General features: G+C 76.8%; 16 protein-coding genes. 7 read left to right on the top strand and 9 right to left on the bottom strand.

Going from position 1 to position 13484, the window contains the following annotated elements:
• Positions 1-170: 170 nt before the first annotated feature.
• Positions 171-371, bottom strand: a complete 201-nt coding sequence (locus NPS70_RS08985; RefSeq protein WP_256523551.1) for a cold-shock protein — start codon at positions 369-371, stop codon at positions 171-173.
• Positions 372-1008: 637 nt separating this feature from the next.
• Here NPS70_RS08985 and NPS70_RS08980 point away from each other — a divergent pair.
• Complete coding sequence (locus tag NPS70_RS08980; protein ID WP_256523550.1) at positions 1009-1713, top strand: ribonuclease H; 705 nt, start codon at positions 1009-1011, stop codon at positions 1711-1713.
• A gap of 172 nt (positions 1714-1885) precedes the next feature.
• Here NPS70_RS08980 and NPS70_RS08975 read toward each other — a convergent pair whose 3' ends face one another.
• The 3 genes from NPS70_RS08975 to NPS70_RS08965 all read right to left on the bottom strand — a co-directional run bounded on the left by NPS70_RS08975 (position 1886) and on the right by NPS70_RS08965 (position 3931).
• Positions 1886-2713, bottom strand: a complete 828-nt coding sequence (locus tag NPS70_RS08975; RefSeq protein WP_256523549.1) for a tyrosinase family protein — start codon at positions 2711-2713, stop codon at positions 1886-1888.
• A gap of 20 nt (positions 2714-2733) precedes the next feature.
• A complete protein-coding gene (locus NPS70_RS08970; RefSeq protein ID WP_256523548.1) occupies positions 2734-3141 on the bottom strand; it encodes a tyrosinase cofactor in 408 nt (135 codons plus the stop codon).
• Positions 3142-3547: 406 nt separating this feature from the next.
• Positions 3548-3931, bottom strand: coding sequence for a helix-turn-helix domain-containing protein (locus NPS70_RS08965; RefSeq protein ID WP_256523547.1), 384 nt, complete (start codon positions 3929-3931; stop codon positions 3548-3550).
• A gap of 113 nt (positions 3932-4044) precedes the next feature.
• Here NPS70_RS08965 and NPS70_RS08960 point away from each other — a divergent pair, with 113 nt between their 5' ends.
• Positions 4045-4452: a RidA family protein gene (locus NPS70_RS08960; protein ID WP_256523546.1), complete on the top strand. Its 408-nt coding sequence runs from the start codon at positions 4045-4047 to the stop codon at positions 4450-4452.
• Positions 4453-4701: 249 nt separating this feature from the next.
• Here the strand turns inward: NPS70_RS08960 and NPS70_RS08955 are convergent, their stop codons facing one another.
• From NPS70_RS08955 to NPS70_RS08940, 4 genes are all read right to left on the bottom strand, one after another.
• Positions 4702-5061: a DUF6204 family protein gene (locus tag NPS70_RS08955; protein WP_256523545.1), complete on the bottom strand. Its 360-nt coding sequence runs from the start codon at positions 5059-5061 to the stop codon at positions 4702-4704.
• Between the two features lie 99 nt (positions 5062-5160).
• Positions 5161-6306, bottom strand: a complete 1146-nt coding sequence (locus tag NPS70_RS08950) for an RNA polymerase sigma factor (protein WP_256523544.1) — start codon at positions 6304-6306, stop codon at positions 5161-5163.
• Positions 6307-6315: 9 nt separating this feature from the next.
• The gene (locus NPS70_RS08945; RefSeq protein ID WP_256523543.1) at positions 6316-6723 is read right to left on the bottom strand and encodes a YciI family protein; all 408 of its coding nucleotides are present in this window, start codon (positions 6721-6723) and stop codon (positions 6316-6318) included.
• Positions 6724-6900: 177 nt separating this feature from the next.
• Positions 6901-8463 carry a sigma-70 family RNA polymerase sigma factor gene (locus NPS70_RS08940; protein ID WP_256523542.1) on the bottom strand — a complete coding sequence of 521 codons (1563 nt, stop codon included), beginning with the start codon at positions 8461-8463 and terminating at the stop codon, positions 6901-6903.
• Between the two features lie 329 nt (positions 8464-8792).
• Here NPS70_RS08940 and NPS70_RS28500 point away from each other — a divergent pair, with 329 nt between their 5' ends.
• The 4 genes from NPS70_RS28500 to NPS70_RS08920 all read left to right on the top strand — a co-directional run bounded on the left by NPS70_RS28500 (position 8793) and on the right by NPS70_RS08920 (position 12107).
• A complete protein-coding gene (locus NPS70_RS28500) occupies positions 8793-9698 on the top strand; it encodes a CAP domain-containing protein (RefSeq protein WP_305885630.1) in 906 nt (301 codons plus the stop codon).
• 448 nt (positions 9699-10146) lie between these two features.
• Entirely contained in the window at positions 10147-10842 is a 696-nt protein-coding gene (locus NPS70_RS08930; RefSeq protein WP_256523541.1) for an adenosylcobinamide amidohydrolase, read from the top strand.
• 104 nt (positions 10843-10946) lie between these two features.
• A complete protein-coding gene (locus tag NPS70_RS08925; RefSeq protein WP_256523712.1) occupies positions 10947-11435 on the top strand; it encodes a potassium channel family protein in 489 nt (162 codons plus the stop codon).
• Positions 11436-11915: 480 nt separating this feature from the next.
• A complete protein-coding gene (locus NPS70_RS08920) occupies positions 11916-12107 on the top strand; it encodes a hypothetical protein (RefSeq protein ID WP_256523540.1) in 192 nt (63 codons plus the stop codon).
• 22 nt (positions 12108-12129) lie between these two features.
• Here NPS70_RS08920 and NPS70_RS08915 read toward each other — a convergent pair whose 3' ends face one another.
• The gene (locus NPS70_RS08915) at positions 12130-12522 is read right to left on the bottom strand and encodes a DUF5997 family protein (protein ID WP_256523539.1); all 393 of its coding nucleotides are present in this window, start codon (positions 12520-12522) and stop codon (positions 12130-12132) included.
• 74 nt (positions 12523-12596) lie between these two features.
• On the opposite strand from NPS70_RS08915, the gene NPS70_RS08910 reads away from it, so the two are divergent.
• Entirely contained in the window at positions 12597-13403 is an 807-nt protein-coding gene (locus NPS70_RS08910) for a LysR family substrate-binding domain-containing protein (protein WP_256523538.1), read from the top strand.
• Positions 13404-13484 lie beyond the last annotated feature (81 nt).

Below are 13484 nucleotides of genomic sequence, written 5' to 3'. Positions count from 1 at the left end.
CCCGGTGCCCGTCCGGGGTGCCGGCGCCTTCCCCGCCCGCACTGCTGAAGGAACGATTCTTCGTGGCGGCTGGACGGAGGTCCCGGCCCGGAAGGCGCCCCGGGCCCGGCCTGCGGGGGCCGGACCCGGGCGGAAGGGGCGTCGGCTCCGGCCCCTTCCGCCGCCGGGGGTCAGCCGCGGACGATGTTCTCCGCCTGGGGGCCCTTCGGGCCCTGCGCCACCTCGAAGCTGACCGTCTCGCCCTCGGTGAGCTCGCGGTAGCCGTTGCCGGAGATGTTGCTGTAGTGGGCGAAGACGTCCGGCCCGCCCGTCTGGGCGATGAAGCCGTAGCCCTTCTCGGCGTCGAACCACTTCACGGTGCCGCTGGCCATACTGCCGTCCTTCGTTCTCGCCGGGGACCCCGGCCGGGATGGTCGCGGGCCGCGCCTGCGTGGCGGGCCCCGGATCGTTCTACCCTGCCCGGCCCCCGATCCCCGCTGTACGCGCCCGACGGGACGGCCGCGTCCCCTCGAAGAACGCCGCCCGACGGGCGACGCGGGCCCCGCCCGACGACGCCGCGCCCGGGCTCTCCCGTCCCTGCGGGGAAGCGGCGCCGGACGGTCCGGGGCGGAGCCCGAGGGCTCCGGGAGCTCCCGCCGCCCGGGGCGCCGGGCAGGTGGCCCCGGCGGCCTCGGGCACGGACACGCCGTCCGGCTCCCCGGCGATCGGCCGGGCCGCCCGCGCGGCCCGGGGGAGAGGGCCGCGCGGACGGCCGCGAGCGGGACGCCGCGGGGCCGCCGCCCGGGAGCCCCGCCCGCCGTCCCCCGCCGCCCGTGAGACGAGGGCTCGTCCGCGCGGACCGGCCCGTGCCGGGCGGGGGCGGGCCGGCGCGCCGCCGTCGTCGGTCCTCCGTGACCGTCCCCTGCCGCTCGGCGCACCCGCACGGTGCCCGGTCGCCCCGAGGGCTCCACCCGGCCCGCGGTACGGCCCGATTGCCACTCCGCGCGGTCGCCGTGGCAGCATCGCCGCATGGTCGAGCGAGTGATTGCCGCGTGCGACGGGGCGTCGAAGGGGAACCCGGGGCCCGCAGCATGGGCGTGGGTGGTGTCGGGAGACGACGGACGGGTCGAGAGCTGGCGGGCGGGGCCCCTGGGCCGGGCCACGAACAACGTGGCCGAGCTGACCGCGCTGCGGGAGCTGCTGGAGGCCACGGACGACGCGCAGCCGCTGGAGGTGCGGATGGACTCCCAGTACGCGATGAAGGCCGTCACGACCTGGCTCCCCGGCTGGAGGCGCAGGGGGTGGCGGACCGCCTCCGGTTCGCCCGTCGCCAACCGCGATCTGGTCGTGGCGATCGACGGGCTTCTGACGGGCCGTGACGTGCGGTTCGTCCACGTACCGGCCCACCAGGTGGACGGGGACCCGCTGAACGCGGCCGCCGATGCCGCCGCCAGCCAGGTGGCGCGGACCCAGGAGGCGGCAGGCTCCGCGCAGGGCTCCGCCCTTCCGGCGCCCGAGCAGCCCCCCGCCCGGCAGCCCTCCCGCCCGGGATCCGGGCGCCGCCCGGACCGCGGCGGGGAACGCCGGTCCGGCGGGGCCTCGGGGGCCTCGGTGAAGGCCAGGTTCCCGGGGCGGTGCCGCTGCGGCCGCCCCTACGCCAAGGGCGAGACCATCACCAGGAACGGCGACGGCTGGGGCCACCCCGCGTGCGGCCGCGCCGAGGCGGCCGGCTGATACCCGTGAAGGCGCGGTGCCGGGCCGCCTCTTCCCGGTACCGCATGCCGCCCGTTCCCGCGCCCGCCGCGCGGGGCGCACCGTCCCCCTCCGCACGGTGCGCCCCGCCTGCACCGCCCGCCGTGCGGGCGGCGGACGGCGTCCCTGGGGCCCGCCGGGGCGCGGGCCGGGCTCAGGCGGCGGTGTCGAAGGTGTAGTGCGGGGTGTGGTCGAGCATGTCGGCCGGGGTGACGTCTCCCCAGGGCCGCATGGTCTCGTGCAGGTCCACGACGTTCGGCGTGCCGCCCTCGGGCAGGTAGCGGGAGCGGGGGTGGCGTGCCTGCCAGTCGGCCCACAGCTTGTCGACGTAGGCGTGGTGGAGCCAGAACACGGGGTCGTTCGGAGAGGCGCCGGTGGCCATGTGGCCGCCGACCCAGACGTGCACCCGGTTGTGCAGGTTGACGCCGCGCCAGCCCTCGAGGTGGTTGCGGAAGCCGTCGGAGGCGCTGTTCCACGGCGGCATGTCGTAGGTCTCCATGGCCAGGACCGACTCCACCTCGGCGCGGGTGGGCAGCTGGCGGCCGCCGGAGCCCAGGGTGCGGCGCAGGAAGCCGCGTCCGTCCACACGGACGGATATGTCCCAGTTGCCGCCGTCCGCCGCGAACGGGCCGTCGGTGACGCGGCCGTCGCGGCTGCGCCCCGTGCCCCCGAGGAAGTCGCTCGCCCACAGGGACGCGGCCGGGGTGCGGTCCACGGTCCAGTCCCAGTAGGGCAGGGCGACGGAGGGGTCCACCGACTGGAGTGCGCGCTCGAACTCCAGCAGGAAGCGCCGGTGCCACGGCAGGAACGACGGCGAGCGGTGCCCGACGCGTTCGCCGTGGTCGGTGTCCCGCATGATGAAGTCGTTGTGCGTGGTGACGAAGGCGTCGTAGCGGCCGCTGCTCTTCAGCTCCAGGAGCGCGCCGGTGAACGCGCGCTTCTCCGCCGAGGACAGCTCCGCCTGGTTCTTGCGGACGGTCATGGTGTGGTTCGCCTTCCGGATCAGACGTGGTCGAAGGGGACGAGGTGGGCGCCCTGGAGCTCCCGCACCGCGGCGCGGGCCGCGGCGTGCGGGCTGGCGACGGGCTCGTAGTGGGTGATCACGCTGATCCAGGTGCCGTCGGCGTTGCGCATGACGTGGAGCTCCTCCCCGTCGACGCGGACCGTCCAGCCGGCTCCGTGGTGTCCGCCGTGGCCGGTGTGGCCGCCGGAGGCGGGCGCGCCCTGGATGCGGCGCCCGAGGTAGACCTCGTCGAACGCCTTCGGGTCGCGGTGGTCCTGCGCCTGGTGCCCGGTGGCTGCGGGGCGGCGGTCGGCCGCCGGGGCGGCGCCGACGAGCGCGACGCCGGCGGTGCCGACGGCTGCTCCCACGGCGGCGCCGAGTGCCTGGCGGCGGGTGATGCGGGACACGAGAGATTCCCCCCAAGTGGCTGCGATTGCGGCGGCGGTGTGGTCGGCACCGCCGGCACCAGGTCTACCGGCGCGAGGCCGCCGATCGGAAACAGCCGGGAAAGGTTGGGTCACTGAACGGACAACTCGGCGCAGAACGTACGGGGTTGAACAAAGTCGATCTTGTTTTCGGGGGAGGGCTGCTGCTCGTGGAGCCGAATATTCCACCGTCGAATCGATCTTGTGCCGGAAATCCTTCAGTCAGGAGGTGTCCGACGCGCCCTCCTTCACGTCGTGAACATGTCCGGAACATATGCCATCGTGCTCGGGTGTCCCGATGGGGCCCGGTGCCGAAAACCGCCGCCCGCCCCGTACCCCCGTGCCTCCCGCCCGTGTGCCGTCGAGCCCCCGCCCGCCGCGCCCGGCCTCAGCCGTCGAAGCGGCTGCGGGCGGTCTCGATGTGGTCCAGGTGCCGCTGGGTCCAGGCGCACATCCCGTCCACCGTCGCCCGCAGCGCCCGCCCAGGCTCGGTGAGGGTGTACTCCACGCGCGGCGGCACGGTGGGGTGCACCCGGCGGTGGACGAGGCCGTTGCGCTCCAGCATGCGCAGGTTCTGGGTCAGCATCTTGTGGCTGATCCCCTCGACCTCGCCGCGCAGTTCGGTGAAGCGCAGGGTGCGCTCCCCCGCGGCCTCGATGATCAGCAGCGCCCACTTGTTGGCGATGTCCGAGAAGATCTCCCGGGCCAGCGAATCCGCCCGGGTCAGATCTCCCTTTCCCCCGGACCCGTCGCTGAGCTGCTTGGTCACCATGAGGTTCCCCTGTCACCAGAAAGTGCGTTCTTCCACGTCAGCGCACACTCTCCTACGGTTCCCCAGTAACCACAAGAGACCAAAGGTCTCATGAGGACGAGGAGAAGCGCAGTATGGCCGTCACCCTGGTCAACCCCGAGGCACTGCCTGCGGTCGACCCCTACCGGCAGGTGTCCGTCGCGACCGGATCCCGGCTGGTCTTCGTCGCCGGGCAGGTTTCCTGGGACGCGCAGGGCACCACGATCGGCGCGGGCGACCTCGCCCGCCAGGTCGAGCAGTGCTACCTGAACGTCGCCGCCGCCCTCGACTCCGTCGGCGGCTCCTTCGAGGACGTGGCGAAGCTGACCGTCCACGTCGTCGACTGGACACCCGCCAAGATGCCCCTGCTGATGGAGGGGATCTCCCGTGCGTCCGCGGTGCTGGGAGCGGTCCCCGTGCCGCCTGCCACCCTGCTGGGCGCGGCGGCGCTGGACGTCCCCGAGCACCTGGTCGAGGTCGAAGCCGTCGCCGTCCTCGACTGAACCCCCGATCCGCCGGGCCGCCGCGCCGTCTCCGGGCGGGGCGGGCAGCCCGGTCCGCGGCATCCCCGGGGCGAGGAGCCGCCGGGTGCAGCGCCGCCGCCGTCCGGCGCGGGACGAGCGCCCCGCCCCCGGGCGGGCGGGAAGGGTGCGGTCAGACCCGCCGGACGGGCAGTTCCCCGGGTCTCCTCCGCCCGTCCCGTGCCGTCACCGGGTGCCGGGCGCCGCCCGGCACCCGGGTGCGGGGCGGCATCAGACGGTGCTCCGGGCCGCCTCACGGCGCTGCCGCTTGCCCAGCGGGGCCAGGGACAGGTCCTCCGCGCTGCTCCGGAGCTGCTTGAAACCGTAGCCGCGCCCGGTCAGCCAGGCCCTCGCCGCCTCCTCGGCGCGCTCGGTGGCCGCCAGGATGTCCTCTTCCTCCTCTCCCGAGTCACGGAAGCGGAAGGTGAACGCCGGCCGCGCCGCCAGGTCGTAGCTCAGGTGCCCCTCGGGAGTGAAGGCTGCGCGCAGGACGTCGTGTTCCTCGGCACGGGCCAGGAGTTCGGCCCGCTGGTCGGCGCCGAGCCCGTCGAAGACACCGCGGACGGTGATGCGGAAGGTACGCGTACTCATGGCGCGACCCTAGCCAGTGCCGCCCGCACGCTTCCACCGCGTTTCCGGCGGCTGCGCACCGGGCCCGCCGACGGGACCGGGGAGGCGCGGCCCGGCGCGTCAGCGCCGCCGGCGTGCGTTGAGCCGGGCGGCCCGGCGTATCAGGTGGTCGCGCTCGGCGAGGCTGCCCGCCCTGTGCGCCGCCTCCGCGTACAGGCGCGCCGCCGTGGCCGGATCACCGGCGCGCTCGTGCAGGTAGGCGGCCGCCGCCGCGTGGCGGGGCAGTGCCGGGTCCAGTGCGCCGAGTTCCGCGAGCCCGGCCCGGGGTCCGTCCGCCTCCCCGACCGCCACGGCACGGTTCAGCCGCACCACCGGACTGTCCGTCAGGCGCACCAGCTCGTCGTACCATTCGACGATCTGCACCCAGTCGGTCTCCCGCGCGGACGGCGCGTCGGCGTGCAGCGCCGCGATCGCGGCCTGCGCCTGGAACTCGCCCAGCCGGTCCCTGGCCAGGGCCGCCTGGAGGACGGCCACGCCCTCGGCGATCGCACCGGTGTCCCACCGCCCGCGGTCCTGCTCGGCGAGCGGCACCAGGCTGCCGTCGGCCCCGGTCCGCGCGGCGCGCCGGGCGTGGTGGAGCAGCATGAGGGAGAGCAGCCCCGCCACCTCGGGGTGGTCGACCGCGGTGGCGAGCCGGCGGGTGAGCCGGACGGCCTCGGCGGCCAGGTCCACGTCTCCGCCGTAGCCCTCGTTGAAGACCAGGTAGAGCACCCGCAGCACCGTGGAGACGTCACCGGGCCGGTCCCAGCGCACCCCGGACACCGTGCGCTTCGCCCGGCTGATGCGCTGCGCCATCGTGGCCTCGGGCACCAGGTAGGCACGGGCGATCTGCCGGGTGGTGAGCCCCCCCACGGCACGCAGCGTCAGCGCGACGGCGGACGCGGGCGACAACCGGGGGTGGGCGCACAGGAAGTACAGCCGGAGGGTGTCGTCCACCGCCGTCGCGGGCCCCGGCGGCGGCTCGGACCCGACGCGGTCCTCCCGCCGCCGCCGGGCGGAGTCCGCCCGTGCGGCGTCGAGGAACCGCCTCCAGGCCACGGTGAGCAGCCAGCCCTTGGGGTCCCGCGGGGGATCGGCGGGCCAGACGCGGACCGCTTCGGCCAGGGCCTCCTGCACCGCGTCCTCCGCCGCGGCGAAGTCCGCCCCGCGGCGGACGAGGGCGCCGGTCACCTCGGGGATCAGCGTGCGCAGCAGCGCCTCGTCCACGGGGGTGCCTCACTCCGTGACGGTGGGCGGCGCGGTCAGGAACGGGCGCACCTCGAGCCACTCGTGGATCGGCCTGCCGCCCGCCCCCGGTGCGGCCGACAGCTCCCCGGCCAGCTCCAGCGCACGCTCGTAGCCGTCGACGTCGATCACCATCCACCCTGCGACGAGGTCCTTGGTCTCCGGGAACGGACCGTCGGTGACCGGCGGGCGCCCCTCTCCGTCGTAGCGCACGAACGTGCCCTCGGGGGCCAGCGCCTGGCCGTCGACGAACTCGCCGGACTCGCGCAGCCGGGCCGCGAACTCGTTCATGTACTGCACGTGCGCCGTGATCTCCTGCGGCGTCCACCGGTCCATCGGCACGTCGTTGACGGCCGGGGGAGCGCCTCGGTAGTGCTTGAGCAGCAGGTACTTCGCCATGGTGCCTCTCCTCGGTGCTGGTACGGCCCATTGTGGCCGCGTTCACCCCGGGGACGGAGCCGACCGCGGGTTCTCGACACCCGTCCGCCGGCGGCTCTCCTCCGACCGGCCCCTCGGCGGCGCGGGCGGGGCGCCGCCGAGGGGCCGGAGCAGGCGGCGCACCCCCGGCCGGGACCGCTACGCGGGTCCGGCCAGGGTCTGCACCCACACCAGGCCCTGCGGGCCGGGCACGGCCGCCACCCCCATGTCCCGGTAGCGGCAGCCGAGCATGTTCTCCTCGTGGATCGAGCCGTCCATCCAGTCCTCCACCACCGTGGCCGCGTCCCGGGGGCCCCGGTGCAGGTTCTCCGCCCACGGCCCCACGTCGTACCCCGCCGCCGCGATCCGGGTGTCGGCGTGCCCGCCCTCCGGGCTCTCGTGCTCGAAGTAGCCGCGGTCCACCATGTCGCGCGCGTGCGCGCGGGCCGCGGCCGTCAGCCGCTCGTCCAGCCGCACCGGGGCGCACCCGGCCGCGGCCCGGTGGGTGTTGACGAGCTCGGCCACCTGGCGCGCCAGGTTCGGCCGTGCGGCACCGGGGGAGGCGGAGCGTGCCGGGCCCGCCTCGGCGGCCGACGGCGACGGCGTCGGGGACGGCGCCGGGGACGGCGAGGACGGCACCGCAGGCGGAGGGGCGGGCGCGAGGGACCGGGCCGCGGGCGGTGCCTGCTCCGGAGCCGCTGCGGGCGGCGGGGCCGCCCCGGGCCACAGCAGTGCCAGGGCCAGCGCGCCGGCCACCGCCCCGCCCGCGGCCGAGGCCGCGGGCACCTTCCACCGCGCCCCCTCCCGCACCGCGCCGACGCCGACCGGGGGTTCGCCCGCCATGGCGGCACCCGGTGCACCGTGCCCGGCGACGGGGTCCGCGCCCGCGGGGCCCCGGACGGACGACGCGACGGCACCGGCGACCGCGGTGTCCGCCGCCCCGGGGAGCGACGCGAACCCGGCCAGGGGCACGACCAGGGCCAGGCCGGCCAGCAGACCCTCCGCCGGGACCAGCCCGCGGCGGTGGTCCTCACACACGCCGCACCCCCGGGCGTGGCGGGCGACGCGCTTGCGCCAGACCGAGGACGGACGGCCGTCCCACTCCGCCATGAGCGCGGCCAGCTCACCGCACGCCGGCCGCGCCGCCAGCGCGCGGACCACCAGGCGGCCCGTCTCCAGCTGGGCCTTCATCCGCTGCACCCGCACCGCCGCATGGCGGTCGGAGACCCCCAGCGCCTCCGCGAGCTCCGCGCGGGTCAGCCGCCCCGAGGCCTCCTGCCACCACAGGGACAGCAGCTCCCGGTCGTCCTCGTCGAGCCACCGGGTGGCCTCGGCGACCTCACGGCGCTGGCCGGACAGCCCCAGCCGCAGGATGGTCAGGTCGACGAAGTCGCCCGCGGGGTCCGGGTGCTCCGCCAGCCGCTCCAGCGAGGCGGGGGCGGTCTGCCGCCGGTCCGTCCAGCGCCGCCGTATCTGGTTCATCGCTATCGCGACCAGCCACGACCGGAACCGCGACGGGTCCCGCAGCCCGCCCAGCCCGTCGAGTGCCCGGAACATGGTGTCCTGCACCACGTCGTCCACGTCGGCGTGGCCGTCCAGGGCACGCCCCACGATGTTGTAGACGAGCGGCAGGTAGTCGGCGGCGAGCAGCTCGCGTGCCCGGCCGTCACCTGCGCGTGCCGCGCCCACCAGCTCCCGGGTGTGCTCGCTGTCCGTGTGCATAGCCGTCCTGCCCGTCGTTCGGTACGTCCTGTCGTCGGGAGACCCGGCGGCGCGCCGCCGACAACAGAAAAGGAGCCGGCGCCGACGATGAATCGCAGCCGGACCCTACGCAACACCGCACCGAAAACGGAACTCCCGCCCCGTCCGGCCGTCCCTCGCGGAGCCCGGCGGGCCGCGCCGCGGCGCACCGGCCGCCGCGCCCGTGTGCGCCTGCCCGGGCCCGCACACCGCCGCCTTCGACCGAAAAACCGTTGTCCGGCCGCGGCCGTGGGGTCTCCGGAACGGCCGGGCACCGTGCCCGGCGGGTTCGCACCACCACGGAGCAAGGCATGCAGATGCACGACGAACGACCCACCACCAGCGGCGAGTCCGGGCGCGAGGAGCCCCGCCGCCACCGCCGGGGCAGGCGCCGCCGCCCGGCGGCGGCGGGAGCGAGGACCGCGGCGGTCCTCGCCGCCGCGGCGGTGGCGGCCCTGGCGGCCGGAGCCGTCGTGCTCACCGACGGGGACGACGCCACGGGGGAAGCGGCCGCCGCGGCCTCCGCGACCGCGGCCGCCGCCGGGCCCGGGGACCGGATGCCGCTGTCCCGGACCGCCTCCCCGTCCGTCTCCCCGTCCGCCAGCCCGTCCCCGTCCCCGTCCCCGTCCGCGTCCGCGTCGCCGTCGGCCTCCCCGTCCGCGTCCGCCTCCCGGACCGCCGCCGCGGCCCCCGCCCCCACGCCCACCCGCACCCGCACCACGACCACGCGTCCCCAGAGCCCCTCCCCGGCACGGACCGCCTCCCCGAAGGACGGCCCGGTCGGCCCCGACCCCACGCTCCCCGGCCCCCGGACGACGACGCAGAGCACCAGCGAGGCGGAGGCGATGTCGTTCAGGCTGCTCAACGCCGAGCGCGCCACGGTCGGCCTGCCGCCCCTCAAACTGCGCACGGACCTGAGCGAGTTCGCCCGCGGATGGGCCCGGCACATGAGCACCTCGGGCTTCGGCCACTCCGACTCCTCGGACACCGACCACCTGCTCACCGGCGGCCGCACCTGGATAGGCGAGAACATCGTCTGGTGGAGCGACGAATCGATGACCGCCCAGGAGGCGGCCGAGAAGTTCCAGTCCATGTGGCGCCACAGCCCCGGCCACTACAAGGGCCAGACCAGCACCTCGTTCACCGAGGTCGGCGTGGGCATCTACCGCGACGACTCGGGCTGGTGGGGTGTGCACAACTTCTCCGACGGCCGCTGACCGCACCGGCGCCCCCGCCGCGGAACCCGGCCCCCGGCCGCGCGCACCCGCGCGGCCGGGCGGCGGCCCGCCGCCGTCGCCGCCCGCCGCCGATGCACGGGAGCGGCGCGCGGGGAGCCGGCGCCTCGAAGGCCGCGCCCGCGGAACCCGGCCGCCCGGGTGCGTCCCGTCGCCCCCGCTCGACGGCCGGCCGTCCGGGGCCTCCGCCACGCAGGGGCGGGCCCCGGAGACCGCCGACGACACCGCCGGCTCCACGGCCGGCGGGCAGCGCACCGCCCGCGCCGTCGTCCCCGCCGCACCGCCGCGCCCCGCCCTGTGGGCCGCCCCCGCCGGCACGCCGCGGGGCCCCCTGCGCCGCCGCCAGGGGCTCCGGACCGGAGGCCCCGCACCGCGTGACGCCCCCGTAGGATCAGCCGGCCCCGCAGCCCCGCAGCAAGGAGACCCGACGGTGACCACCGCCGCCGCACCGCTACCCCGCTCCGCCGCCGGCCTCCTGCCGGTGCGGAGCCTGACCCGCGTCGAGGGCGGCGAGCGGCTGCACGCCCTGCTGTGGCGGGCGGGTCCCGGCTGGCGGATGATCAGCAGCGCCGTTCTCGGCGGAGGCGTCGGCGAACGGGCATGGGTCCTCAACGCCCAGGTCTCCCACGGCTACCGCCGCACCGACCCCGATCGCCATCTGGCGGAGCTGGCCCTCGCCGCCGGCCTGCACGGGCAGGGCGTCGCCCTGATGACGGCCGCCGACGTCACCCGGCACGGCCACGCCCGCGACGAGGGTGCCGAGGCCGTCGCCACCGCGGGCATCAGCGTCCGGGGATGGGCCGCCTCACCCCGTCCGGGATCGTCCGCCCCGGCCGCGCCCGGCACGATCAACGTGGTCGCGGCGCTCCCCGTGGCACTGAGCGACGCCGCGCTCGTCAACGCGGTCGCCACCGCCACCGAGGCCAAGGTGCAGGCGCTGCTGGAGGCGGGCCACGACTGCTCCGGCACCCCCACCGACGCGGTGTGCATCGCGGCGCGCACGCCCCGCCCGGGCGCGGAACTGCACCCCTTCGCGGGCCCCCGCTCCCTGTGGGGCGCCCGCCTCGCCAGGGCCGTCCACCGTGCCGTCGGCGACGCCGCCCCGGCGCGGGACCGGCCTGCGTGACCGGCTCGGGCCCGATCGGTGCGGGGCGTGTCCCCGGCCGGTGCGGCCGTGCCGGCGGTACGCTCCCCGCGGTGTCCCTGTCCGTGCTCCCGGAGGGCGCACTCGTGCCGCAGCCTTTCCTCGTACTCCTCCTCGGCCGCCTGTTCCGCGGCCGGTGGTGGCGCGCCTTCCACGTGCGGGCCGCCCTGCTCGCCACCCTCGCGGCGACGGCCGTCCTGCTGATCGGCTCGGTGCTCATGGTGGCCGCCGAACAGGGCGCCCCGGGCGCCACCATCACCTCGTTCCCGAGGGCCGTGTGGTGGTCGGTGGAGACGGCCACGACCGTCGGGTACGGCGACATGTACCCGGTCACCCCGTGGGGCCGGGTCATCGCGGCGGCCGTGATGCTGGCGGGGATCACGGCCTTCGGCGTGATCACCGCCACGCTCGCGACCTGGTTCGTGGGCAGGGCGCAGCGGGAGGCCCGGACGGTGGGCGCCGCGGTCCGCCGTCGCGCCGAGGAGGGCGAGGCCGCCGTGCACGAGCAGATCAGGGCGCTGCACCAGCGCTTCGACCGGATCGAGGAGCTGCTGGCCGACCGCAGCGGCGGCTGACGGGCCACCGGGGGCCGGCCCCGCCGCACCGCACCGGGCGGCCCCGGGGGCGGATCCGCGGGCTCCGTACGCCGACGGAGGCGAAGCCGCCGGCGCCGAGACGGGCGGCACCCGAGCGCCACCGCCCCGGGTGACCGGTGGCAGCGCCGTACCCCGCTCTCCGCCCGGGCCCGGCGTCCTCCCCCGGAAACGTCACCCGGTGGCGGGGGACGGGCGGGCGCGCCCGGCGGCCCCCGCCGGGCGGTTCCCGACACGCCCGGACGCGGGCACACGGCCGTGCCGAAGACACCCCGCACGGCGGACTCCGACCGCGGCACCGCCGATGACCTGGCCTCTCTCGCCCGCCGGCCGGCCCAGTCCGGCCGGCGAAGCCCCCGTCACCCGGACAGCGGACAGCCGGAGTGCGGGCGCGGCACGGCGACTGCGCCAGACTTGCCGCCGCACGCCGTGCCTCGGCGTGCGGGGCGAAGGAGGTTGGCGATGGTGGTCTCGATCTCGCTGGTGCTGCTGCTGGCGGTCCTCGCGGCGATCTTCCTGCGCAACGGGCTCAAGTTCTCCCACGCCCTGGTCTGCGCCCTGTTCGGGTTCCTGGTCGCGGGCACCGGCATGGCGCCGACGATCCAGGACGGCCTGACGGCGACCGCCCAGGTCGTCGCGGGCCTCAACCCCTGAGGCCCTCCCGCCCGGGCGCGGTTCAGGAGCCGGAGGCGGCGCGCTCCGCGTCGCGGGCCCGGAGGCGGGCGGCCTCCTTGCGGACCTCCGCGTGGGTGGCCCGCTCCCGGCGCAGCCACTCGGGGAACTCCTGCCTCAGTGCGTCGATCTGCTCCGTGGTGAGCGGCTCGGTGATCCCGCCGCGGGCCAGCCCGGCGATGGAGACCCCGAGCCGTGCGGCGACCACCTGGCGCGGGTGGGGCCCGTTGCGGCGCAGCTCCGCGAGCCAGGCGGGCGGATCGGACTGGAGCGCGTTCAACTCGGCACGCGAGACGGAGCCCTCCCGGAACGGGGCGGGGGTCGCCTCCAGGTACACCCCCAGCTTCTTCGCCGCGGTGGCGGGCTTCATGGTCTGGGTGCTCGGTCGCGCAGTCATACGGACAGCCTAAGGCCCCCGCCGCGGCCCCCCGGCCGTCCACCGGCCCGTGAGCGGCCCGGTAGCCTGATGAGGTGACTGGCTCGGACGCGTCCTCCCCCTCCCCCTCGCCCTTCCGGCTCGCCTACGTTCCCGGAGTGGTCCCGGCCAAGTGGGTGCGCATCTGGAACGAGCGGCGCCCCGGCGTCCCCCTCGTCCTCGTCCCGACGACCGCCGCGGACGCCGAGGGGCTGCTGCGCGAGGGCGGGGCCGACGCGGGCCTGCTCCGCCTGCCGGTGGACCGGGACGTGCTCAGCGCCATCCCGCTCTACACCGAGACCACCGTGGTGATCGTGCCCAGGGACCACGTGGCCACGGCCGTCGAGGAACTCGACGCGGAGGACCTGGCCGACGAACTCGTGCTGCACCCGCTGGACGACACCCTCGGCTGGGAGCAGCCGCCCGGCCGCCCCGCGATCGAACGCCCCGCCACCACCGGCGACGCAGTCGAGCTCGTCGCCGCCGGGGTGGGCGTGCTGGTCGCCCCGCAGTCGCTCGCCCGCCTCCACCACCGCAGGGACCTGACCTACCGGCCCGTGAGCGGTGTGCCGCAGTCGGGCGTGGCCCTGTCCTGGCCGCAGGAGGCGACCACCGACCTGGTGGAGGAGTTCATCGGCATCGTCCGGGGCCGCACCGTCAACAGCACCCGCGGCCGACCCCGCCCGGAGGCGGACGCCGGGCGGGACGCCGGCGGCGGGTCCGGCACCGCCCGCACCGGCAGGGCCGCCGGAGGGCGCGGCTCCCGGGCCGGCGCGCGCGGCGGATCGGGCGGACGCGGCGGATCCGGGGGCGGCGGCAGGCGAGGGGCCAGGGGCGGCGGCCGGCCCCGGCGCCGCTCCTGACCCGCCGGGCCCGGCCGATCACACGGCAGGGCCGGTCGGCCCCGTCCCGGGCCGCAACGGACCCTCCCCCTCCCCGGACGG

The organism is Streptomyces sp. C10-9-1 (assembly GCF_024497955.1).
GTDB classification, from domain to species: domain Bacteria; phylum Actinomycetota; class Actinomycetes; order Streptomycetales; family Streptomycetaceae; genus Streptomyces; species Streptomyces sanyensis.
Note: the sequence above shows the minus strand (reverse complement) of the source record. Positions and strands in the feature narration are given on the sequence as shown.

Bases quoted from the DNA above. Each gene is read 5' to 3' on its own strand.
- NPS70_RS08980 (WP_256523550.1), top strand. From the start codon at position 1,009: ATGGTCGAGCGAGTGATTGCCGCGTGCGACGGGGCGTCGAAGGGGAAC.
- NPS70_RS08985 (WP_256523551.1), bottom strand. From the start codon at position 371: ATGGCCAGCGGCACCGTGAAGTGGTTCGACGCCGAGAAGGGCTACGGC.
- NPS70_RS08965 (WP_256523547.1), bottom strand. From the start codon at position 3,931: ATGGTGACCAAGCAGCTCAGCGACGGGTCCGGGGGAAAGGGAGATCTG.
- NPS70_RS28500 (WP_305885630.1), top strand. From the start codon at position 8,793: ATGCAGATGCACGACGAACGACCCACCACCAGCGGCGAGTCCGGGCGC.
- NPS70_RS08915 (WP_256523539.1), bottom strand. From the start codon at position 12,522: ATGACTGCGCGACCGAGCACCCAGACCATGAAGCCCGCCACCGCGGCG.
- NPS70_RS08940 (WP_256523542.1), bottom strand. From the start codon at position 8,463: ATGCACACGGACAGCGAGCACACCCGGGAGCTGGTGGGCGCGGCACGC.
- NPS70_RS08945 (WP_256523543.1), bottom strand. From the start codon at position 6,723: ATGGCGAAGTACCTGCTGCTCAAGCACTACCGAGGCGCTCCCCCGGCC.
- NPS70_RS08955 (WP_256523545.1), bottom strand. From the start codon at position 5,061: ATGAGTACGCGTACCTTCCGCATCACCGTCCGCGGTGTCTTCGACGGG.
- NPS70_RS08975 (WP_256523549.1), bottom strand. From the start codon at position 2,713: ATGACCGTCCGCAAGAACCAGGCGGAGCTGTCCTCGGCGGAGAAGCGC.
- NPS70_RS08960 (WP_256523546.1), top strand. From the start codon at position 4,045: ATGGCCGTCACCCTGGTCAACCCCGAGGCACTGCCTGCGGTCGACCCC.
- NPS70_RS08920 (WP_256523540.1), top strand. From the start codon at position 11,916: ATGGTGGTCTCGATCTCGCTGGTGCTGCTGCTGGCGGTCCTCGCGGCG.